Below are 21,516 nucleotides of genomic sequence, written 5' to 3'. Positions count from 1 at the left end.
GATTGTCGCCAACGGGACGCCCTGTTCACCGCCACGGGAGACACACCATGAGCCTGAAGGACCAATTCGACGCCGCCGTCGCCGATTCCAAGAATCTGCCCGAGCGCCCGGACAACCAGACGCTGCTGAAGCTGTATGCGCTGTTCAAGCAGGCGACCACCGGCGACGTCGAGGGCGATCGCCCCGGCATGACGGACTTCGTCAACCGCGCCAAGTGGGATGCCTGGAAGACCCTCGAAGGCAAGACCAACGATCAGGCGATGCAGGACTACATCGATCTGGTCGAAGGCTTGAAGTAAGCCCTCCAGGGCCGGCGCTGAGCCGGTCATACCTTGAAGCCGCCCCGCGAGGGCGGCCTTGTTGTTTCCGACAGCGAGTTGACGAACGACGCGGCGCGTGGTTCAGCGCGCCAACTCGGCCCGCCGCTCCTCCTTCGGCAGCTTCGCCAGCCGCTGCACCTCGGCATAGAAGCGTGGCCAGTCCGAGCCCTGCCGTTCGAAGAGCCGGACGAAGTCCGGCACCAGGTCCGTGTAGCTGCCCTGGATCGCCAGCGCCGGCGTGTTCAGGCCCAGCACCCAGCGGTCGAAACGCGTGTCGCCGTTCCAGCGGTCGCGCTTGATCGCCTCGTAGTCCGCGCGCAGCTTGGCGAAGGCCGCGGCCTTGCCCGCGCGTTTCTCGTCGTCGCTGGCGGTGCTGCGGAACACCTCCTGCAACTGCTCCCGCGTCGACTTGAGCAAGACCTGGATTTCATCCTGGCGGCGCCGCGACTGCTCGTCGTCGCGCAGCGCCTCGGGCCGGTCCTTCAGCCAGCGCGCCACGCCGATCTGCTCGACCGCCGTCGCGAAGCTCTCGTTGAACGCGGTGTCGTCGTTGGCATACGCCACCTGGTGCGCCAGCTCGTGGAAGATCATCCGCGCCAGTTGCGCCTCGGGATACCGGATGAAGGTGTTCAGCAGCGGATCGCCACCCAGCCAGTTGCTCCATCCCAGCGACGAGTAGGCAGGCACACCGTAGACATAGGGCTCGAAACCGTCCTTGCGGAGTTCCTGCGCCAGCTCGCGCGCATCGTGCGGATCGAAGTAGCCGCGGTAGCCCGCACAACCCATGATCGGATAGCACCAGGTCCTGAGCTGTAGGCTCAGCTCCGGCGTCGCGACCACGTTCCACACCGCCGCGCCGCGTTTCAGGTCGGCGTAGCGCCGGTAGCTGTCGTTGTCCGGCAGCTTCAGCTCCGACGACGCATAGTCGCGCAGCGACTTCGACAGCTCGAGCTGCTTGCGCACTTCCGGATCCAGGTCTTGCTGACCCAGCCACTCATCGACCGGCTTGGCCGAGCGCACCAGCGACAGGTGCCCCGACAGCGACTGTCCGTAGTACGACAGCTGCGCGCAGCCGCCGAGCGCCGTCATCGCTAGCAGCAACGGCGCGGCCAGCAGGGCCAGGAGCCATCGTCGCGCGCGCTTCGTCATCGTTCCGGGCATCGTTACGGGCATCGTTCGGTGAGTCTTCCCGCGACGCTCAGGCCGCGGTCACGTCGACCAGGCAGTCGTAGAAGCACGGCGCGCGGCCCAGGTCGGTCAGCCGCTGGTGCGTGACCTCGTTGACGTTGCGTCCGTCCGCACCCAGCTTGCGCCACCAGATGCCCAGGCCGTGCACGACGCCCTCGCGGGCGCGGGCGCTGACGTCCAGCCGGCATGCATAGCTGCCGCGATCGTTGAACACGCGCACCAGCTGGCCATCGCCGAGTCCGCGCGCCGCGGCGTCGGCGGCGCTCATCTCCAGGGCCTGCTCGCCCTCGATGTCGCGCAGGCTCTTCACGTTCACGAAGGTGCTGTTCAGGTGGTTGCGCGCCGGCGGCGAGATCATCGCCAGCGGATAACGCGCCGCCAGCGCCGGGTCGCTCGTCCGGCTCTCGTAGTTGGGCACGTAGTCCGCGCCACGCGCGTCGGCCTTGCCGTTCGCCGATGGGAAGCCGCCGTCGGCGAACGGCGCTTCCGCCAACGGCAGCTTGAACCAGCCGCGCTCGCGCAGCTCGGCGAGATCCACCTCGTCGCGGAAGGCCTGCCGCAGCAGCGCCTCGTCATCGTCGTGGAAGGCGGGCTCGTCGAAACCCATCGCCGCCGCGAGTTCCCGGAAGACCTGCGTGTTCGGCCGGGCCTCGCCCACCGGCGCGATCGCCGGCTCGTTGACCAGCACGTCGGTGTGGCCGTAGCTGGTGTGGATGTCCAGGTGCTCCATCTGCGTCGTCGCCGGCAGCACGTAGTCGGCCAGATCGGCGGTGTCGGTCATGAAGTGCTCGAGCACCACCGTCAGCAGGTCTTCCCGCTGGAAGCCCGCCACCACCTTGGGCGACTCCGGCGCCACCGCGACGGGGTTGCTGTTGTAGACGACCAGCGCCTCCACCTTCGGACCGAATCCGGGGGAGGACGCCCGCAGCAGGTCGTCGCCGATCGTGCTCATGTTGATCGTCCGCGACGGCCGCCCGGCACGCAGGTCCGGGCGCTCCAGCGCCGGGTTCTTGAACGGCGCGAACCAGCCCGAGCTCGACAGCAGCAGCCCGCCTGCGCGATGGCGCCAGGCGCCGGTCAGGCAGGGCAGCAGTGCGATCAGCCGCACCGCATTGCCGCCGCCGCGCACGCGTTGCATGCCGTAGTTCAGCCGGATCGCCGCCGGCGCCAGCGTCGCGTAGTCCCGGGCCAGGCCGCGGACCTCGTCCGCCGTGAGGCCGCATTCGGTCGCCGTGCGTTCGGGCGTCCATGCGAGCGCCCGCGCGCGCAGCTCGTCCCAGCCGTCCACGTATCGGGAGAGGTAGTCATGGTCGAGCCAGTCGTTGGCGATCAGCTCGTGCATCAGCCCCAGCGCCAGCGCGCCGTCCGTGCCCGGCAGCAGTGCCAGGTGTTGATGGCACTTGTCGGCGGTCTCGGTCTTGCGCGGATCGATGCAGACCAGCTTCGCGCCGTTGCGCTTGGCCTGGTTGGCGAAGGTCCAGAAATGCAGGTTGGAGGCGATCGAGTTGCTGCCCCAGATCACGATCAGCCGGGACTCCGCGAAGTGCGGCAGGTGCATGCCGACCTTGTGCCCGTAAGTCGCCGCCAGCCCGGCGCCGCCCGCCGACGCGCAGATCGTGCGGTCCAGGCAGGACGCACCCAGCCGGTTGAAGAAGCGCCCCGCCATCGCCTCGCCCTGCAGCATGCCCATCGTGCCCGCATAGCTGTACGGCAGGATCGCCTGCGGATCGCGCGCCGCGATGGCCTTCAGCCGACCGGCGATCTCGGCGATCGCCTGGTCCCAGCCGATGCGCTCGAATCGCGGCGCCTCATGTTTCGCGCTGACGCGCTTGAGCGGATGCAGCACCCGCTCCTCGTGGTACGTCCGCTCGGGGTAGCGCGACACCTTCGTGCACAGCGCGCCATGGGTGCTCGGATGCTCGGGCTGCCCCTGCACCTTCACGACCTTGCCGTCCTCGACCGTGATGCGCAGCGCGCAGGTGTCCGGGCAATCGTGCGGGCAGGCGCCCTTGACGACACGTGTGCCGCGATCGGCGGTTTGTGGCGGGAGATTCACGATGGGTTCGGAGAGCACGGACGACATGCGTCAACTATTGCACAGGCGCCACACCCTTTCCTTTTCTTACCCAAGTCGGCGACAGCGCCCCACCCATGAACCGCTAAGCTCGCGCGCCAGGAGGCCGAAATAGGTCGTGTCGAGTCTCCTGGCGCGCTTGCCGTCCGGCGGACGCCACAATATCAATTCGCACCCTCTGGGAGTCCCCCTTGGATCGCCGCCAACTTCTCGCCTCCGCCAGCGCCCTGGGCGCGCTCGCCACCCTGCCCCTCCCGACGGCCGTCCGCGCGCAAGGCAAACGCCTGGTGCTGGGCCAGTCGGTGCCGCTGACCGGCGCGGCCGCCCAGCTGGGCATCCAGATGCAGGCTGGCGCCAAGTTGTTCTTCGACGCCCAGAACGCCGCCGGCGGCGTCAACGGCACGACCATCGAACTGCGCACGCTGGACGACGGCTACGAGCCCGACCGCTGCAAGGCCAACACCGAGAAGCTGATCGCCGACGACGTCTTCGCGCTCTTCGGCTACGTCGGCACGCCGACCTCGCTGGCCGCGCTGCCCCTGGTCAACCAGGCCAAGATCCCCTTCGTCGCGCCCTTCACCGGCGCCGAGGCGCTGCGCGACCCGTTCAGCCCGTGGGTCTACCACGTGAGAGCCTCGTACTACGACGAGACCGCCCTGATCGTGAAGCAGCTGACCCAGCTGGGCCTGATGCGCATCTCGGTCTTCCACCAGAACGACGCCTACGGCAAGGCCGGCCTGGACGGCGTGCTGCGCGCGATGAAGCCGCTGGCGCTCCAGCCGCAGGCCATGTCCACCGTCGAGCGCAACAGCGTCGACGTCGCCAAGGCCGTCAAGGACCTGGTGCAGAGCGGCTCGCCGCCCGAGGCGATCGTGATGATCAGCGCGTACAAGAGCTGCGCCGCCTTCATCCGCGCCGCGCGCAAGGCCGGCTACGGCGGCGTGTTCTACAACGTGTCCTTCGTCGGCACCCAGTCGCTGCTGGACGAGCTGGGCGCGGACGCGATGGGCGTGGTCGTCAGCCAGGTCATGCCCTACCCGTTCGGCTCCCAGGTCGGCGTGGTCCACGAGTACCAGCAGGCCGCCACCAAGGCCGGCCAGAAGTTCAACTACACCGCCATCGAGGGCTACATCGGCGCCAAGGTCCTCAGCGAAGGCCTGCGCCGCATGGCCCGCCCGACCCGCGAAGGCCTGGTCGCGGCGCTGGACACGCTGTCGAACTACAACGTCGGCGGCTTCAACGTGAACTTCAAGCCCAACAAGCATGTGGGCTCGAGCTTCGTCGAGATGACCATGCTGACCAACGACGGGCGCGTGAAGCGCTGACCTGCCGTCCCCGGGTGGCCCCGGGCAGACCCGGGCCTGGGATCGCACGCCACCGGCGGCGCCGATCCGGCCCCGCGGGTACACTGGTCCGACACAGCGGCGCCGCCCTGAGCGGCGCCGCGGCCTTTCTGGCTCGCGGCAAGCCCGACGCGCTGTCGCGACGACATCGGAGTGCCCGCACATGAAGCTGATCGAACCCATCCTGGCCGACGCCCCGGCCATCGCCAAGCTGCGACGTGACCTGCACGCGCATCCTGAACTCTGCTTCCACGAGGACCGCACCGCCGACGTGGTGGCCCAGGCCCTGACCGACTGGGGCATCGAGGTCCACCGCGGCCTGGGCAAGACCGGCGTGGTCGGCATCATCCGGGGCCGCGACGGCGGCGCCAGCGGCCGCACGCTGGGGCTGCGCGCCGACATCGACGCGCTCCCGATCACCGAGCACAACACCTTCCCCCACGCCAGCAAGCACCCCGGCAAGATGCACGCGTGCGGCCACGACGGCCACACGGCGATGCTGCTGGCGGGGGCCAAGCACCTGGCGGCGCAGCGCGACTTCGACGGCACCGTCTACGTCGTGTTCCAGCCGGCGGAGGAAGGCGGCGGCGGCGCCCGCGAGATGATCAAGGACGGCCTGTTCACGAAGTTCCCGATGGAAGCCATGTTCGGCATCCACAACTGGCCGGGCATGGCCGCCGGCCAGTTCGCGCTCAAGAGCGGACCGGTCTTCGCCTCGAGCAACGAGTTCAAGGTCCGCATCAAGGGCAAGGGCGCGCACGGCGCGATGCCGCACCTGGGCACGGACCCCGTGGTCGTGGCCGCGCAGCTGGTACAGGCCTACCAGACCATCATCACCCGCAACAAGCGGCCGATCGACGCGGGCGTGATCTCGGTGACGATGATCCATGCCGGCGAGGCCACCAACGTCATCCCTGAGACCTGCGAGCTGCAGGGCACCGTCCGCACCTTCACGCTGGAGACGCTGGACCTGATCGAACGCCGCATGAAGCAGATCACCGAGGCCACCGGCGACGCCTTCGAGGTCCAGTGCGAGTTCTCGTTCCACCGCAACTACCCGCCGACGATCAACCACGCCGCCGAGACCGCGTTCGTCCGCGGCGTGCTGACCGAGATGCTGGGCTCGCCCAACGTGCAGGAGTTCGAGCCCACGATGGGTGCCGAGGACTTCAGCTACTACCTGCAGGAAGTGCCGGGCTGCTATTTCCTGATCGGCAACGGCGACGGCAGCCACCGCGAGGGTGGCCACGGCCTGGGCCCCTGCATGCTGCACAACCCGAGCTACGACTTCAACGACGAGCTGATCCCGCTGGGCGGCTCGATGTGGGTCCGCCTGGTGGACGCCTGGTTCAAGCAGCCCCGGCCCGCCCAGGCCTGAGCCTTGGCGCCTCCATTCCCGACAACGTCCAGCCTCCCGCCCGATGACCGCTCCGATCGCGCCCGACCAGGAAAAGACCGTTCTCGACGACACCCACCGCTGGTTGCAGCGGGCGGTGATCGGCCTGAACCTGTGCCCCTTCGCCAAGAGCGTCGAGGTGAACCAGCGGCTGCGCACCGTGGTCAGCGCGGCGCGCACGCCCGAGGACCTGCTCAAGGACCTGGCGCATGAGTTGCTCTCGCTCAACCGCGCCGATCCGGACGAGACCGAGACCACCCTGCTGGTCCATCCCTGGGTGCTGAACGACTTCCTGGACTTCAACGACTTCCTCGGCGCGGCCGATGCGCTGGTGGAAGACCTGGACCTGGACGGCGTGCTGCAGGTCGCGAGCTTCCATCCGGACTACCAGTTCGACGGCACCGAGGCGGACGACGTCGACAACTTCAGCAACCGGTCGCCCTACCCCACGCTGCACCTGCTGCGCGAGGAGAGCATCGAGCGCGCCGTCGAGACCATGCCCGACACCGACGCGATCTACGAGGCCAACATCGACACGCTGCGCCGCATCGGCCGCAAGGGCTGGGACGCGCTGGACGTCGAGGCGAAGCTGCCGCTGGCCCAGCGCACCACGCGCGAGGACTGAGCCTCTTGCTCCCTCTCCCGCTGGCGGGAGAGGGCGGGGGTGAGGGCTGCGGTCGTGGCAAACCTGATGTCCTGATTTGACCGCGACTGGTCCGCCGGCGGCGCGACGGCAGAGGCCTTCGCCGGCACGATGACAACCATCAACCCACCGATGGAGTCCTCGATGACCACCGCCTCGAACGCTGCCCCCACGACCGCCGTCCTGCTGATCGACGTCCAGGAATCCTTCCGCCACCGCCCCTACTGGGACGAAGCCACCTGGCCCGCCTTCCAGGAACGCACCAACGCCCTGCTCGATGGCGCCGCGGCCCGCGGCCTGCCGATCATCCGCATCCTCCACAGCGACGGTCCGGAGACGGCGGACAACCCCTTCTCGCTGCTCAGCGGCCACGTCCGGCCGCTCGACGGCCTGGCGCAGGTGCCCATCGCCGCCGAATTCCTCAAGCGCCGCCACAGCGCGCTGGTCGGCACCGGGCTGTCGGTGTGGCTGACCGAGCACGGCATCCGCCGGCTGATCGTCGCTGGCATCCGCACCGAGCAGTGCTGCGAGACCACCACCCGCCACGCCAGCGACGAGGGCTGGACCGTCGACTACGTGACCGAGGCGACGCACACCTTCCCCATCCCGCACGCCAGCGGCGTCGTGGTCGGCGTCGACGACCTCAAGCTGCGCACCGAGGTCGCCCTGCAGGGCCGCTTCGCCGACATCGTGACCGTCGAGCAGGCGCTGGCGCGCGCCGCCTGAGCGCATACTGCGGCGATGTCCCTTTCCGACTCCGATCGCGCCGCGGGCGACCTCATGGACACCGACATGGACACCGACATGGATGCCCACCCGGACGCCGGACCCCTCGACGTCTGGATCCTGGTCGAGCGCCACACGCTGCTGCTCGACCTCGCCGGCGCCGCCGAGGCGCTCCGACTCGCCAACCAGGCCCTGCGCCGGCGCGGCGAACCGGAGGCGTTCCGGCTCCGCTACTGCGCCGCGGCCGATTCCGCCTTGAGCTCGGTCGGCCTCACCCTCGCCGCGCTCGAGCCGCTGCCGGCGCTCGGCGGGCGGGACTGGCTGATCCTGAGCGGCCGACGCCACCCGCATCCGGACGATCCGCCGCCAGCTACCGCTGACCGGGAGGACGACCTGCGCATCGAGCGCTGGCTGCATCGCGAAGGCACCGCGCTGCTGGCCGGCGGCCAGGGGCGGCTGCTGAGCATCTGCGCCGGCGCGCTGCTGGCGGCGCGGGCCGGCCTGCTGGACGGTCGCCGCTGCACCACCCACCACGAGGCGCTCGACGCGCTGCGAGACGCCGCGCCTCGCGCAGACGTCCAGGCCAACCGCGTGTTCGTGCTCGACGGCCCGCTGGCCAGCAGCGCCGGCATCACGGCCGGCATCGACCTGGTGCTGGCGCTGATCGCCGAACATTGCGGCGAGGCGATCGCCGCCTCGGTCGCGCAGGTGATGGTCGTCTACCTGCGGCGCGGCGCGCAGGATCCGGAGCTCTCGCCGATGCTCGCGAACCGGCACCACCTCCATCCCGCGCTGCACCGCGTGCAGGACGCGGTCTGCGCCGACCCGCGCGCCGACTGGAGCCTCGCCCGCATGGCCGAGGTCGCGCATGTCACGCCGCGCCACCTCACCCGGCTGTTCACCCAGCACGGCGGCACCACGCCCCTTGATTACCTGCGCGCGATCCGGCTCGAACTGGCGCGGCGCGAACTCCAGCGCGGCGTGCGCCCGGCCCAGGCGGCGTTGGCGGCCGGTTTCAGTTCAGACCAGCAGCTTCGCCGCACGCGCCGCCGCCTCACCGCCGCGCCCTGAACCCTCAAACCGAGACCCTCTTCGACCTGCATCAAGACGGCGGAGCCGGTGCCCCTCTGAACGAACCCTGAGCGAAGCGAAGACTGTGAGAGAGGAGGGGCACCGGCTCCGCCGTCTGTGCTCCCTGCGAAGGCAGCGTTGGGGCTGGCCCGACGATTGCCCCGCGCCCCCCAGCGCCACCGAGCGCCTACCGACTTAGCACAAACTGCATAAATCCAAGTCAAGCGGGTTTCGTGCACTTCTGGTAACTTGCGCGCCCACAGCGAACGAGGAGCGGCATTTGAACGATTGGTTGAAGCGACTGGAGGCCCTGGATCCGGCCCGTCTGGCGGGCATGCGCCGCGGCGTGGAGAAGGAGAGCCTGCGCGCGCAACCGAGCGGCGGCACCCTGGCGCTGACGCCGCATCCGACGGCGCTCGGCTCCGCGTTGACGCACGAGACCGTCACCACCGACTTCAGCGAATCGCAGCTCGAGCTGATCACCGGCGTGCACGCGTCCGCCGAGGACTGCGAACGCCAGCTCACCGAGATCCACCAGGCGGTCTACCGCTGCCTGGGGAACGAACTGATGTGGGCGTCCAGCATGCCCTGCCTGCTCCCCGCCGACGAGACCATCCCCATCGGTCGTTACGGTGCCTCCAACATCGGCCGCGCCAAGAGCGTCTACCGCATGGGCCTGGGCCACCGCTACGGCCGGCGCATGCAGACGATCTCCGGCATCCACTACAACTGGTCCATGCCGGGCCTGGACAACGCGGACCACTTCGCGCTGATCCGCAACTTCCGCCGCCATTCCTTCCTGCTGCTGACGCTGTTCGGCGCCTCGCCGGCGCTGTGCGCGAGCTTCGTGGCCGGCCGCGAGCACGGCCTGCAGCCGCTGACCGACGGCACGCTGCACATGCCCTACGGTACCTCGCTGCGCATGGGCCGGCTCGGCTACCAGAGCGACGCGCAGTCTTCGCTGGCGGTGAGCTACAACAGCATCGACGGTTACGCCGCCTCGCTGCAGGACGCGTTGACGCGGCCCTATCCCGCCTACGAGAAGGTCGGCGTCGTCAATCCGGGCGGCGAGTACAACCAGCTGTCCACGACGCTGCTGCAGATCGAGAACGAGTTCTACGGCACCATCCGTCCCAAGCGCACCATCCGCTCGGGCGAGCGGCCGCTGCATGCGCTGCGCGAGCGCGGCGTCGAGTACATCGAGGTCCGCTGCATGGACCTGGATCCGTTCGAGCCGGTCGGCATCGCCGCCGGGACGATGCGGTTCCTCGACCTCTTCCTGCTGCACTGCTGGCTGACCGACAGCCCGAACGACACGCCGGACGAGCTCGGCGCGCTGGCGCGCAACCAGCATCGCACCGCCTCGGCCGGCCGCGAGCCCGGCCTGAAGCTGGAACGCCGCGGCGGCGACGTGCTGCTGCGCGACTGGGGCCGCGAACTGCTGACCGAGTTCGCGCCGATCGCGGCCAAGGTGGACGCGGCGCTGGGCGGCTCGCTGTACCGCGAGGCGCTCGCGCAGGCGGTCGAGCGCTGGGACGATCCCGACCAGTTGCCGTCGGCCCGCGTGCTGGCGGCGATGCGCGCGCAGCACGCGTCCTCGCACCTGGACTTCGTCGCGGCGCAGTCGGCGCTGTCGCGCCGCCATGTGCTGGAGCGACCGCTGCCCGAGGGCCTGATGAAGCGCTTCGACCAGTCGGCGCACGCCTCGCTGGAGGCGCAGGCGGCGATCGAGGCGGCGGACACCATCGACTTCGAGACCTTCCGCCAGCAGTACCTCGATCCCGCGCAACTGCAAGGTTGACGCGGTGCCGCCGGCTCAGCCCGGCAGCGACGAACTCCGCAGTTCGTCATGGCGCTTCTGCAGCTCCTGGCGCAGCTTCTTGCGCTCGAGCGCCGCGTCCCAGCGGCGCTTCTCGTCCGCGGTCGTCGGCGTGCGCGGGGGCACCGGCACCGGGCGGCCGTCCTCGCCCACCGCCACCATCGTGAAGAAGCAGCTGTTGGCGTGCCGCACCACCTGGTCGCGGATGTTCTCGGTGACGACCTTGATGCCGATCTCCATCGACGAGGTGCCGGCGTAGTTCACCGTCGCCAGGAAGCTGACCAGTTCCCCGACGTGGATCGGCTGGCGGAACATCACCTGATCCACCGACAGCGTCACCGTGTAGCGGCCCGCGTACCGGCTGGCGCACGCGTACGCGACCTGGTCGAGCAGCTTCAGGATGGTGCCGCCGTGCACGTTGCCGGAGAAGTTGGCCATGTCCGGCGTCATCAGCACCGTCATCGTGAGTTGGTGGGAAGGCAGGTCCATGGCGCGGGATCCGGCGTCGGATCGTGGAGTGGGAGAGTGGCCGTCATGGTGCCAGAGTCCGGGGGCGTGAGGGGTGGACGGGGCGGCTCCCTCTTCTGGCGCTTGCCGCTGACACGGGCGTCGGTTAGGGTGCGCGGCAGGAGGTTCCATGGTCCAGGTCCAGCAGCCCAGCATCGTCGACACGCGCGGTGCCCAGATGTTCCCCGCGCTCGGCGTCGCCGACATCGCGCGCGTCGCGCGATTCGGCCGGTTCCGGCGTTATTCCCAAGGCGAATGGGTCGTGCGTGCCGGCGACACCGGCATGGGCATGATCCTGATCCTCAGCGGTGAGATCACCGTGTCGCAACGCGACAGCCTCGGCCATGTGACGCCGATCCACCGGCACGGGCCCGGCGGCTTCCTGGGCGAGGTCGGCCAGCTCAGCGGCCGGCCCTCCTTCATCGACGCGATCGCCGAGACCGAGGTCGAGGCCGTCGACGTCAGCCCCCCGCAGTTGCGCGCGCTGCTGATCGGCGAGGCCGACCTGGGCGAGCGCCTCACCCGCGCCTTCATCCTGCGCCGCGTCGGCCTGATCGAGGCCGGGGCCAGCGGCGCCACGCTGATCGGCCGGGGCAAGTCCGCGCCGGTCATGCGGTTGCGCAGCTTCCTGGGCCGCAACGGCTATCCGCACCAGCAGCTGGAGCCCGACCAGAACGAGGACGCCAAGGCCCTCGCCGACCAGTACATGACCGAGGGCGTGCAGATGCTGGTCATCTGCCCCGGCGGCGAGGTGCTGGTCGATCCGTCGGACGACGAGGTCGCCCGCTGCATGGGCATCGTCGACATGCGCGAGCGCACCGAGCTCTACGACGTCGCCATCATCGGCGCCGGCCCCGCCGGGCTGTCGTCCGCCGTCTACGCGGCGTCCGAGGGCTTGTCGGTGCTGGTGCTGGACTGTCGCTCGTTCGGCGGCCAGGCGGGCGCGAGTTCGCGCATCGAGAACTACCTCGGCTTCCCCACCGGCATCTCCGGTCAGGCGCTGGCGGGCCGGGCCTTTGTCCAGGCCCAGAAGTTCGGCGCGGACATGCTCATCCCCGCCAAGGTCACCCGGATGAGCTGCGAGCGGCAGGGCGAGGGGGATGAACTCCATCTCACGCTCGAGGACGGCCGCAAGGTCCGCACCCGCACGGCGGTGATCGCCACCGGCGCCCGCTACCGCCGGCCCGAGATCGAGGCGCTGACCCGCTTCGAGGGCCGCGGCGTCTGGTACTGGGCCTCGCCGATCGAGGCCCGCATCTGCAGCCGTCAGACGGTGGTCATCGTCGGCGGCGGCAACTCGGCGGGACAGGCGGCCGTGTTCCTCGCCAACCACGCAACCAAGGTCATCATGCTGATCCGCGGCCCGGGACTGGCCGCGACGATGTCGCGCTACCTGATCGACCGCATCCAGGGCACCGCCAACATCGAACTGCAGCCGCACCAGGAGCTCAAGGAGCTCGAAGGCGGTGACTCGCTCGAGGCGGTGAGCTGGCGCGACCGCCGCAACGGACAGGAGCGCAGACTCGCCCTGCAGCACCTGTTCATGTTCATCGGCGCCGAGCCGGAGACCGGCGTGATCGCCGAATGCGGCCTGGAACTCGACCAGGCCGGTTTCATCATCACGGGCCGCGCCTGCGCCTGCCCGCTGTCCGAATACAAGCCGGAGCCCCTGGAATCGAGCATCCCCGGCGTGTTCGCGGTCGGCGACGTGCGCTCGGGGTCGGTGAAGCGCGTCGGCGGCGCGATCGGCGAAGGCGCGCAGGTCGTCGCCAGCATCCACCAGTACCTGGCCCGCCAGGATGCGGCGCGGGCGGAGCAGCTCAGTCCCGCCGCCGTGGCCCGCGCGACGGTCTGAGCCCAGGGGCCGACGCCCCACTTCCTCACGCCCTGCCGCCCCGCCTGTCGGGGCGGCGGCGCTTTCATCGCCTCCCCGATCGGCGGTCGGCCCCATTCACCGGGAACAGCACTTCGCCATAGAATGCGAATAATTGTTATTTGCAAACTGGGCGCCGTCCGATGCTGTCTCCCGAATCCCGCCGTCTCTGGACCTGGCCGATCGCACTGGGCCTGCTCAGCACCTCCGGCCTGCTGACCGCGCTGGTCTCCGACGCGTGGGGTGACGCCTGGTCGTGGGTCGGCCTGGGCGTGCCCGTCGCGGTCATCGCCTGGTTTGCCTGGCGCCCGCAGCGCGCCGAGCGCAAGGCCTGAGGACACGACGATGCTGAGCTCGCGCGCCATCCGCGTCTGGACCTGGCTCCACAAGTGGACCAGCCTGGTCTGCACGCTGTTCATGCTGCTGCTGTGCCTGACGGGCCTGCCGCTGATCTTCCACCACGAGATCGGTCACCTGCTCGGCGACGAGATCGAGGCGCCCGAACTCCCCGCCGCGATGGACACGCAGCGCGTGTCGCTGGACGTGATGGCCAAGGCGGCCAACGCGGTCCATCCCACGATGGTGATCCAGTTCGCCGGCGAGAACGAGGACGACCCGCGCCTGTGGTGGTTCACGCTCGCGCCGACGCCGGCGCCGACCGACCAGTTCAAGTCGGTGGCCGTCGACGCCCGCACGGGCCTGGCGGTGCGGGAGTACCGCATCGGCGAAGGCTTCATGGACCTGATGTTCCGGCTGCACGTCGATCTGTTCGCGGGCCTGCCGGGCAAGCTCTTCCTCGGCCTGATGGGCCTGCTGCTGCTGATCGCGCTGGTCAGCGGCGTGGTGCTGTACGCGCCGTTCATGCGCAAGCTCGACTTCGGCGCCGTGCGCAAGGACCGTTCGACGCGCGTGAAATGGCTGGACCTGCACAACCTGATCGGCATCGTCACGCTGGTGTGGTGCTTCGTCGTCGGCGCGACCGGGATGATCAACACCTGGGCGGAGCTGCTGGTGCAGTACTGGCAGTACGACAAGGTGACCGCGCTGCTGGCGCCCTACAAGGACCAGCCGCTGCTGACGGTCGCGGAGCGGGCGCCGCTGCAGGCCTCGATGGACACGGCGATGCAGGCCGGCGACAAGCGCAAGGTCTCGTTCATCGCCTTCCCGGGCACCTCTTTCTCGAGCCCACACCACAACACCTTCTTCCTGAAGGGCACGACGCCGCTGACCTCCAAGCTGCTGCAGCCGCTGCTGATCGACGCGAAGACCTCGCAGCTGACGGCCGCGCCGGAACTGCCCTGGTACCTGACGGCGCTGCTGGTGTCGCAGCCGCTGCACTTCGGCGACTACGGCGGCATGCCGATGAAGATCCTGTGGGCGCTGCTGGACGTGGCGACCATCGTCGTCCTGGGCAGCGGCCTCTACCTGTGGCTGCGCAAGCCGCAGGGCGCCAGGAAGGACAGGAAGGGTGCCACGTCCGCCGATGCCGCCGACGAGCGCGACGACGCCAAGAATCCCGAAACCGCGGCCGCCTGATCGCCAGTCCGCACGATCACACTCACCGCACATGCCTGACTCGCACAAGCCCGGATTCCCCAAGCCCGACTCCCCCAAGCCTGATTCTCCCAAGCCTGATTCCCCCAAGCCCGACTCCCCCAAGCACCAGATCGAGAGCCTGCAGTCCAGCGGCCTGAAGGCCACCCTGCCCCGCATCAAGGTGCTGCAGATCTTCGAGCAGTCGGACCAGCGCCACCTCAGCGCCGAAGATGTCTACCGCCAGCTGCTGCTGGAGGGCGCGGACATCGGCCTGGCGACGGTGTACCGGGTGCTGATGCAGTTCGTCGAGGCGGGGCTGCTGGCGCGTCAGCACTTCGAATCGGGCAAGGCCGTGTTCGAGCTCAACTCCGCCCAGCACCACGACCACATGGTGTGCCTGGCCTGCGGCCGGGTGGAGGAGTTCTACGACGCCGGCATCGAACAGCGCCAGCGCGAGATCGCCGAGGAGCGCGGCTACGAGCTGGTCGAGCATGCGCTCGCGCTGTATGGGCTGTGCTCGAACCCGGAGTGCCGGGCGAAGCGCAGTCGCTGAATCCGAAGCGACCGCACAATCCGGCACTTCCCTGTTGAATACTGTATTTGCATACAGTACATTTCCATCCATCGCAGCCAACTCGGCTGCAGCAGGAGATGGTCATGCAGATGCTCAAGCAAACGGTCTGGTCTTCGTTGAACAACGCGGATGCCTGGGTGGTCGGCATCGGCGTCATGTCCTGCCTCGGATTGGCGACGGGCCTGCTGGGTTGAGATCCTAGCGCGACTCGTCGCCTCCCGCGTTCCGTTCGCGGAGCCACGGTCCCTGCTTCGAGGGGCCACTTTCAGTTCTCAACGCCTTCGTCCGCTCGACTTGAGCAACGCCTGACCCCGGTCCTGGACGTTGCTCAAGCGGCGGACTTTTTTTGTCCGCTGCTGCCTGCCTGCACCTCCTTCACGAAGTCCACGAAGGCGCGCAGCGGCGCGGGCAGGTAGCGCCGGCCCGGGTAGTAGAGGAACGGGCCGCTGAAGGACACCCACCAGTCCTCCAGCACCGGCACGAGGGCGCCGCTGTCCAGGTGGGGCCGCACCCAGTCCTCGAAGGTCTGGATGACGCCGCAGCCGGCGACGGCGGTCTCGATCGCGAGATCCAGTCCGCCGCCCAGGCGCACGATCAGCGGCCCGTCGGGATCGACAGTGACGGTCTCGCCGTCGTGCTCGAACTCGAAGGCCGGCACCGTGCCGCTGGGGAAGCGGCCCCGCAGGCAGCGATGGGACAGCAGCTCGCGCGGATGCGCCGGTCGGCCATGTTCGGCCAGATAGGCCGGCGCGGCCACCGTCGCCATGCGCTGCGTCCGCGGACCGATGGGGACGGCGATCATGTCCTGCTCCAGCCGCTCTTCGTAGCGGATGCCGGCGTCGCAGCCGGCGGCCAGTACGTCGACGAAGCTCTCGTCGACCGTGACGTCGAGCTTGATGTCCGGATAGGCCTTCAGGAACGCGGGAACGATGGTTGGCAGCACGAGCCGCGCGGCGCTCGCCGGCACGTTGAGCCGCAGCGTGCCGGCCGGCCGCTCGCGGAAGCCGTTGACGACATCGAGCGCGGCCTCGACCTCGCCCAGCGCCGGCCCGAGCCGGTCCAGCAGGCGAGCGCCGGCTTCGGTCGGCGCGACGCTGCGGGTGCTCCGGTGCAGCAGCCGCACGCCGAGCTTCGCCTCCAGGCGCCGCACCGCTTCGCTCAGCCCGGACGGGCTCAAGCCAGACTGCCGGGACGCCTCCCGGAAGCCGCCCGATCGCGCCACGGCGAGGAAGGCCGACAGATCACCGAGTTCCATCTCACTGTCCTTGATTCCGCACAGCCCGTGCGGATTCGATCCCCTTATCGTACGACCGCGCGCTGCCTACAGTCCTTCCACGACGTCGACGACCCCTCCGAACCTCAGCCGAACCTCCTCCGGAGTTCATCCGACGTTCATCCGAAGTTCATCCGAAACCTTGAAGGACACCCATGAGCAGCACTTCTTCCCGCCCCCTCGCGCAAGCCGGCACGTTCAAGCTCGGCACCCGCACGGTGACGCGCATCGGCTACGGCGCGATGCAGCTGGCCGGGCCCGGCGTCTTCGGCCCGCCGAAGGACCGCGCGGCCGCGGTGGCGGTGTTGCGCGAAGCCGTCGCGCTGGGCGTCGACCACATCGACACCAGCGACTTCTACGGCCCGCACGTCACCAACCAGATCATTCGCGAGGCGCTCCATCCGTACCGCGACGGTCTGACCCTGGTCACCAAGGTCGGCGCGCGCCGCGGCGAGGACGCTTCCTGGTTGCCGGCGCAGTCCGCCGAGGCCTTGACGCAGCAGGTCCACGACAACCTCCGCCATCTGGGGCTGGACGTGCTCGACGTCGTGAACCTGCGCAGCATGCTGGACGTGCACGGCCCGGCGGAAGGCTCGCTGGAACCGCAGGTGACCGCGCTGGCCGAACTCCAGCGCCAGGGACTGATCCGCCACATCGGGCTGAGCAACGTGACGGCGCGCCAGGTCGCGGACGCGCGCAAGATCGTCGAGATCGTCTGCGTCCAGAACCAGTACAACCTCGCGCATCGCAACGACGATGCGCTGCTCGATCAACTGGCCGGGCAAGGCATCGCCTTCGTCCCGTTCTTCCCGCTTGGGGGCTTCTCGCCGCTGCAGTCGGAGACGCTGTCGACGGTCGCCGCCGAAGTGGGCGCCACGTCGATGCAGGTGGCGCTGGCTTGGCTGCTGCAGCGGTCGCCCAACCTGGTGCTCATCCCGGGCACCTCGTCGGTGGAGCATCTGCGGCAGAACGTCCAGGCCGCTTCGCTGACGCTACCCGCCGACGCCGTGCGACGGCTCGATGCGATGGCGTCCGTCGCCAGCCATTGAAACTGCCATCGCCAAGCGCGGGCTCTCCGCACCGCATGGGGCATCGCGTCCGCGAACCCCAAGCAGTACTCCGGCCCCACAGGGACCGGGGCGTTCGCGCTTGCTCAGAGAGGAGTCAGTACGGGCTCGCCGGCTTCCCAGCGGCGGGCGTTCTCGAGGAACAGGTCGACCGTGGCCTGCACGGACTCGGGCGACCAGCCGGCGATGTGCGGCGTGAGGATCACGTTCGGGAAGCCGAGCAGCGCCTCCGGCGGCTTGGGCTCGGACTCGTAGACGTCGAGCGCCGCGCCGGCGAGCTCACCAGCCGCCAGCGCATCGGCCAGCGCGGCGGTGTCGACCAGGCTGCCGCGGGCAATGTTGACGACGTGGCCCTGCGGGCCGAGGGCTTTGAGCACCTCGGCATTGACGATGTGCTTGGTGGTCGGGCCGCCCGGCGCGGCGACGATGAGGAAGTCCGCCCACTGCGCGAGATCGAGCGCCGAGCCGAAGTACTGGCAGCCCAGCGAGTCGTTGCGCTCACGGCGGTTGTGATAACCGACCTCCATGTCGAAGGCCAAGGCACGCTTGGCGATGCGCAGCCCGATCGTGCCCATGCCGAGGATGCCGAGCTTGCGACCGTTGGCGCTGGGGCGCAGCGGCAGCACGTCGCGCCACTGGCCCGCACGCAGTGCCTGCTCCTGCTGCGGCAGCGCGCGCACGGAGGCGAGCAGCAGCGCCATGGCGTGATCGGCGACGCAGGAATCGTTGGTGCCCGCGCCGTTCCACAGCGTCAGGCCGCGCGCCTTGGCGGCGGCGAGGTCGATGGCCTCGTAGCCGGCGCCTTGCGCCGCGGCCGCACGGAGCTTGGGCATTGCCTCGATCTCATCGGCGCGCAGGCCGACGGCACCGATGGTCAGGACGATCTCGATGTCGGCGCCGTGCTCGGCCACGGCCTTCGCGCGAGTCTCGGCCGTCGGCGCGTAGATCACGTCATAACGCGCGCGGAACTGCGACAGGTGCTCTTCCGCCGTCGGCATCAGGACGAGCAATCGGCGGGGAGATCCGGACGAGGGACTGGCGGACGAAGGATTGGCGGACACGGCGACCTCATGGAGTCAGGGAGTTCGCCGTCGATGATAGGAGCGCGTCCGTGCGCGGGTCCCAGAGCGCGAACGCGCTTCGCACGACGTCAAGTACTTCGTCGGCCGCTGGCCCTCACCCCTGCCCTCTCCCGCAAGCAGGAGAGGGGGCACGACCACCGCTGCATGCGTTTGACACGGTGGCCATTCCGCAAGCGGGGGAGCGGGTGAGAACACCGCTCGGCGAGACACCTCTCCCGCTTGCGGGAGCGGGGGCAACGACCACCGCTGCGTGCGTTTGACACGGTGGGCATTCCGCAAGCGGAGGAGCGGGTGAGAACACCGCTCGGCGGGACACCCTCTCCCGCTTGCGGGAGAGGGAGGGGTGAGGGCCAGCGGCGATGGCAGTCACTCGTCGTCAATCGGAAAACGCGCGAGCCAGAACGCCTGCAGGCGCGGGTCTGCATCGACACGACGGACGACGGGCGTCATCGTCGGCGCGACTTCGTAGAAGCGCTCGCGCCACGGGCCGAAACGCGACACGACCGTCACGTACAGATCCAGCACCGACAGCTCGTCGCCGAGCAGGTATTGCCCGGGCGTCATCTGCGCGTCCATGACGCCCCAGCAGAACGCGATGCGGTCATGGACTGCGTCGACCACCGCATCGCGCTGATCGGGCCGGGCGCCGATGCGGGTCACATCCGGCTTGATCCAGTGCAGCGAGTAGATCGCCGACGACACGAACACCATCCAGCGCAGGAACTCCGCGCGCCGCGGATCGTCGACCGCCGGCGCGAGCCGCGCCTGCGGATGCGTATCGGCCAGGTGGATCAGGATGGCGGCACTCTCGGTCATCACCCGGCCGTCGTCGTCGACCAGCGTCGGGATCTGCCGCATCGGGTTGGCCGCGCCGACGCGCACCCGGGCGGCCTCGGCTTCCCAGGTCGCGCCTTCGATCAGGTCGACCTCGATGCCGAGCAGCGTCAACGCCGCCTCCACCGCCGTCGAGCCGGAGGCGGCCGATCCGAAGAGAGTCCAACCCATGGTCGTGTCCTGAAGTGACCCACGCATTGAACCACTCAGGGCCGTTCGCCGCGCGCCATGCGTGCGTCGATCTCGGCCAACGCCTTCGGCAACTCTGCGACCGAATCGATGACCAGATGCGCGCCTGCGGCTGTCAGACGCTGCGCGGCGAAGTCGCGCTTCGCCTCGACCTCGGCGTCCGGCAGCGCCTGAAGCTGCGCCAGCGTCAGACCCGTCTCATTGCCCGACAGGCTCAGCCCCACCGTCCACATGCCGGCATTGCGGCCCTCCTCGATGCCGGGCGTCGTGTCGTCGACCTTCACGCAGGCGCGCACGTCGCCGACGCCGAGCGCCAGCACGTTCGCCAACGCCATGAACGGACCGGGCCGACCGCCAGCGGCGAGTTCGTCGCCGGCGACAACGTGATCCGCCTCGATGCCGTCGGCCTTCGCCTGCGGCAGCAGCACGTCCAGCACCTGGCGCGGGTACCCGGAGCACGAGCCGATCTTCAGTCCGGCGCGGCGCAGCGCGGCCAGCATCTCGACCGCGCCAGGAATCGGCTGCGAGTAGCGGCCGACCTTGTCGATCTGCATCGGCATGAAGCGCTCGTAGATCGCGTCGATGTCGGCATCGGTCGACGGGCGGTCGAAGCGCGCCCGCCACTGCGCCTGCAGCGACGCGTCCTCCAGCAGCGTGCGGATGTGGTCGCGCTTGGACAGGCCCATCGGGCCGCGGGCCTCGGCCAGCGTCAGCGTGATGCCGAAGGTGGCGAATGCGTCGACGAAGATCTGCGTCGGCGCCAGCGAGCCGTGATCGACCAGCGTGCCGGCCCAGTCGAAGATCACGGCTTGCAGGTGCGGATAGCCCACGACGGAGGCGGTGCGTTGGGAAGAAGAGCGGGTGTTCATGCGTAGGCCTGGATGAAGTTGCGACCGCGCGGACCGCGCAGCGCCTGTTCGACGCGTGCGTCCCAGTCAGCGGGCGCGATGCCGTAATCGGCGGGATCGGTGGAAACGCCGAGCGCGGCGAGGAAGCGCTCCAGCGCGGCGACCGCGCCGTCGGCGTCGGTCGCGTCGAAGAGGGTCAGCAGCTGCGCGTCCAGCGCCGCATCGCGGCCGAAGGCCAGCCGCATCACGCGCGGCAGGCTGAACGAGCAGGCGATGCCGTGCGCGGTCCCCTGCGTCAGCGTGATGTCGTAGGAGAGCGAGTGGGCCAACGCCGTCTTCGTGTTGGAGAAGGCCATGCCCGCCTGCAGCGCGGCCACCGCCAGCGCTTCTCGCAGGTCGAGGCGGCGCGGCTCGCGCAGCAGCGCGGGCAGGGTCGCGACGATGGTGCGCACGGCGCTCGCCGCGAGGCTGGACGACACCGGGTTGCGATGCACGTTCCACAGCGACTCCAGCGCATGCGACAGCGCATCGAGGCCGCTGGCCAGCGTCGCCCCCGCGGGCAGGCTGACCATCAGCGAGGGATCGACGATCGCCGCCTCCGGCCAGGTCCACGGCAGATGCAGCGAGTGCTTGCGCGAGCGCCCGGCGTCCCACAGCGTGGCCCAGGGCGTGACCTCGCTGCCGGTGCCCGCGGTCGTCGGGATCGCGATCAGCGCGCGATGCGGACCGTCCGCCGGCAGCGGCGCCGCCGTCGGATCGATCAGGTGATCGAGCAGCTCGTCGAAGCGGCCCGACGGCGTCGCGGTGAGCATCGCCTTGGCCGCGTCGATGCTGCTGCCGCCGCCCAGCGCGATCACGCAGCGTGCGCCGCCATGCTCGCGCCACAGGCGCTCGTAAAGCGGCGCGAGCCAGCGGACATCGGGGTTCGGGCGGATGTCGGTCTCCACCGCCACCAGGCGGTCGCCGAGCATCGCCCTCACCCGGCCGACCAGCCCCAGCGGCTCCGCTTCCGGAAAGGCGATGAGCAGGGCGTCGCGTTCGCCGACCAGCTCGGGCAGCAGCGCCAGCGCACCGATGCCGGCCCGCACGTCGACCGGGTTGTGAAACTTCCACACGTTCACGTCGTTGTCCTCGTTGTCTCTAGATCGGTTCT

The 21,516-nt window shown here is 69.5% G+C and carries 20 protein-coding genes; 12 read left to right on the top strand and 8 right to left on the bottom strand.

The window, feature by feature from the left end; translation table 11 throughout:
• The first annotated feature begins 47 nt into the window (after positions 1–47).
• Complete coding sequence (locus tag AC07O8_RS05220) at positions 48–299, top strand: acyl-CoA-binding protein (protein ID WP_297525887.1); 252 nt, start codon at positions 48–50, stop codon at positions 297–299.
• 102 nt (positions 300–401) lie between these two features.
• On the opposite strand, the gene AC07O8_RS05215 is transcribed toward AC07O8_RS05220, so the two are convergent.
• Both AC07O8_RS05215 and AC07O8_RS05210 read right to left on the bottom strand, forming a co-directional pair.
• Positions 402–1,469 (bottom strand): aminopeptidase, encoded by a 1,068-nt coding sequence (locus tag AC07O8_RS05215; RefSeq protein WP_495047035.1) that lies wholly within the window; start codon positions 1,467–1,469, stop codon positions 402–404.
• Positions 1,470–1,518: 49 nt separating this feature from the next.
• The gene (locus AC07O8_RS05210; RefSeq protein WP_495047034.1) at positions 1,519–3,591 is read right to left on the bottom strand and encodes a molybdopterin-containing oxidoreductase family protein; all 2,073 of its coding nucleotides are present in this window, start codon (positions 3,589–3,591) and stop codon (positions 1,519–1,521) included.
• A 182-nt stretch (positions 3,592–3,773) separates the two neighbouring features.
• Between AC07O8_RS05210 and AC07O8_RS05205 the strand changes: the two genes are divergently transcribed.
• The 6 genes from AC07O8_RS05205 (at position 3,774) to gshA (ending at position 10,562) form a co-directional block, all read left to right on the top strand.
• Complete coding sequence (locus AC07O8_RS05205) at positions 3,774–4,907, top strand: ABC transporter substrate-binding protein (RefSeq protein ID WP_495047033.1); 1,134 nt, start codon at positions 3,774–3,776, stop codon at positions 4,905–4,907.
• A 181-nt stretch (positions 4,908–5,088) separates the two neighbouring features.
• Positions 5,089–6,303, top strand: a complete 1,215-nt coding sequence (locus tag AC07O8_RS05200) for a M20 aminoacylase family protein (RefSeq protein WP_495047032.1) — start codon at positions 5,089–5,091, stop codon at positions 6,301–6,303.
• Positions 6,304–6,346: 43 nt separating this feature from the next.
• Positions 6,347–6,946 carry a DUF1415 domain-containing protein gene (locus AC07O8_RS05195; protein WP_495047031.1) on the top strand — a complete coding sequence of 200 codons (600 nt, stop codon included), beginning with the start codon at positions 6,347–6,349 and terminating at the stop codon, positions 6,944–6,946.
• A gap of 162 nt (positions 6,947–7,108) precedes the next feature.
• On the top strand, positions 7,109–7,690 hold the full coding sequence (locus tag AC07O8_RS05190) for a cysteine hydrolase family protein (RefSeq protein WP_495047030.1): 582 nt from the start codon (positions 7,109–7,111) through the stop codon (positions 7,688–7,690).
• Positions 7,691–7,705: 15 nt separating this feature from the next.
• Positions 7,706–8,761 (top strand): GlxA family transcriptional regulator, encoded by a 1,056-nt coding sequence (locus AC07O8_RS05185; protein ID WP_495047029.1) that lies wholly within the window; start codon positions 7,706–7,708, stop codon positions 8,759–8,761.
• Positions 8,762–9,095: 334 nt separating this feature from the next.
• Positions 9,096–10,562, top strand: a complete 1,467-nt coding sequence (gene gshA / locus AC07O8_RS05180) for a glutamate--cysteine ligase (RefSeq protein ID WP_495047602.1) — start codon at positions 9,096–9,098, stop codon at positions 10,560–10,562.
• A gap of 15 nt (positions 10,563–10,577) precedes the next feature.
• On the opposite strand, the gene AC07O8_RS05175 is transcribed toward gshA, so the two are convergent.
• Positions 10,578–11,069: an acyl-CoA thioesterase gene (locus AC07O8_RS05175; RefSeq protein WP_495047028.1), complete on the bottom strand. Its 492-nt coding sequence runs from the start codon at positions 11,067–11,069 to the stop codon at positions 10,578–10,580.
• Between the two features lie 148 nt (positions 11,070–11,217).
• Between AC07O8_RS05175 and AC07O8_RS05170 the strand changes: the two genes are divergently transcribed.
• The 4 genes from AC07O8_RS05170 (at position 11,218) to fur (ending at position 15,049) form a co-directional block, all read left to right on the top strand.
• Positions 11,218–12,942 (top strand): FAD-dependent oxidoreductase, encoded by a 1,725-nt coding sequence (locus AC07O8_RS05170; RefSeq protein WP_495047027.1) that lies wholly within the window; start codon positions 11,218–11,220, stop codon positions 12,940–12,942.
• Between the two features lie 161 nt (positions 12,943–13,103).
• Positions 13,104–13,295, top strand: a complete 192-nt coding sequence (locus AC07O8_RS05165) for a hypothetical protein (RefSeq protein ID WP_495047026.1) — start codon at positions 13,104–13,106, stop codon at positions 13,293–13,295.
• A 10-nt stretch (positions 13,296–13,305) separates the two neighbouring features.
• A complete protein-coding gene (locus tag AC07O8_RS05160) occupies positions 13,306–14,496 on the top strand; it encodes a PepSY-associated TM helix domain-containing protein (RefSeq protein WP_495047025.1) in 1,191 nt (396 codons plus the stop codon).
• 31 nt (positions 14,497–14,527) lie between these two features.
• Positions 14,528–15,049, top strand: a complete 522-nt coding sequence (gene fur, locus AC07O8_RS05155; RefSeq protein ID WP_495047024.1) for a ferric iron uptake transcriptional regulator — start codon at positions 14,528–14,530, stop codon at positions 15,047–15,049.
• A gap of 349 nt (positions 15,050–15,398) precedes the next feature.
• Here fur and AC07O8_RS05150 read toward each other — a convergent pair whose 3' ends face one another.
• Positions 15,399–16,325 carry a LysR family transcriptional regulator gene (locus AC07O8_RS05150; protein WP_495047023.1) on the bottom strand — a complete coding sequence of 309 codons (927 nt, stop codon included), beginning with the start codon at positions 16,323–16,325 and terminating at the stop codon, positions 15,399–15,401.
• A gap of 173 nt (positions 16,326–16,498) precedes the next feature.
• Here AC07O8_RS05150 and AC07O8_RS05145 point away from each other — a divergent pair, with 173 nt between their 5' ends.
• The gene (locus tag AC07O8_RS05145) at positions 16,499–17,392 is read left to right on the top strand and encodes an aldo/keto reductase family oxidoreductase (RefSeq protein WP_495047022.1); all 894 of its coding nucleotides are present in this window, start codon (positions 16,499–16,501) and stop codon (positions 17,390–17,392) included.
• A gap of 104 nt (positions 17,393–17,496) precedes the next feature.
• Here AC07O8_RS05145 and AC07O8_RS05140 read toward each other — a convergent pair whose 3' ends face one another.
• The 4 genes from AC07O8_RS05140 to psrA all read right to left on the bottom strand — a co-directional run bounded on the left by AC07O8_RS05140 (position 17,497) and on the right by psrA (position 21,478).
• The gene (locus AC07O8_RS05140) at positions 17,497–18,471 is read right to left on the bottom strand and encodes a 2-hydroxyacid dehydrogenase (RefSeq protein WP_495047021.1); all 975 of its coding nucleotides are present in this window, start codon (positions 18,469–18,471) and stop codon (positions 17,497–17,499) included.
• Between the two features lie 387 nt (positions 18,472–18,858).
• Positions 18,859–19,497, bottom strand: a complete 639-nt coding sequence (locus AC07O8_RS05135) for a glutathione S-transferase family protein (protein ID WP_495047020.1) — start codon at positions 19,495–19,497, stop codon at positions 18,859–18,861.
• Positions 19,498–19,532: 35 nt separating this feature from the next.
• The gene (phnX, locus tag AC07O8_RS05130; RefSeq protein ID WP_495047019.1) at positions 19,533–20,384 is read right to left on the bottom strand and encodes a phosphonoacetaldehyde hydrolase; all 852 of its coding nucleotides are present in this window, start codon (positions 20,382–20,384) and stop codon (positions 19,533–19,535) included.
• Positions 20,381–21,478: an iron-containing alcohol dehydrogenase PsrA gene (gene psrA / locus AC07O8_RS05125; RefSeq protein ID WP_495047018.1), complete on the bottom strand. Its 1,098-nt coding sequence runs from the start codon at positions 21,476–21,478 to the stop codon at positions 20,381–20,383. The genes phnX and psrA overlap by 4 nt, the downstream gene beginning before the upstream one ends.
• Positions 21,479–21,516: the final 38 nt, after the last annotated feature.

It is taken from the genome of Roseateles sp. GW821-FHT09G09, assembly GCF_059415965.1.
The sequence above is the reverse complement of the archived record's forward strand: the minus strand, read 5'-3'. Positions and strand labels throughout refer to the sequence as shown.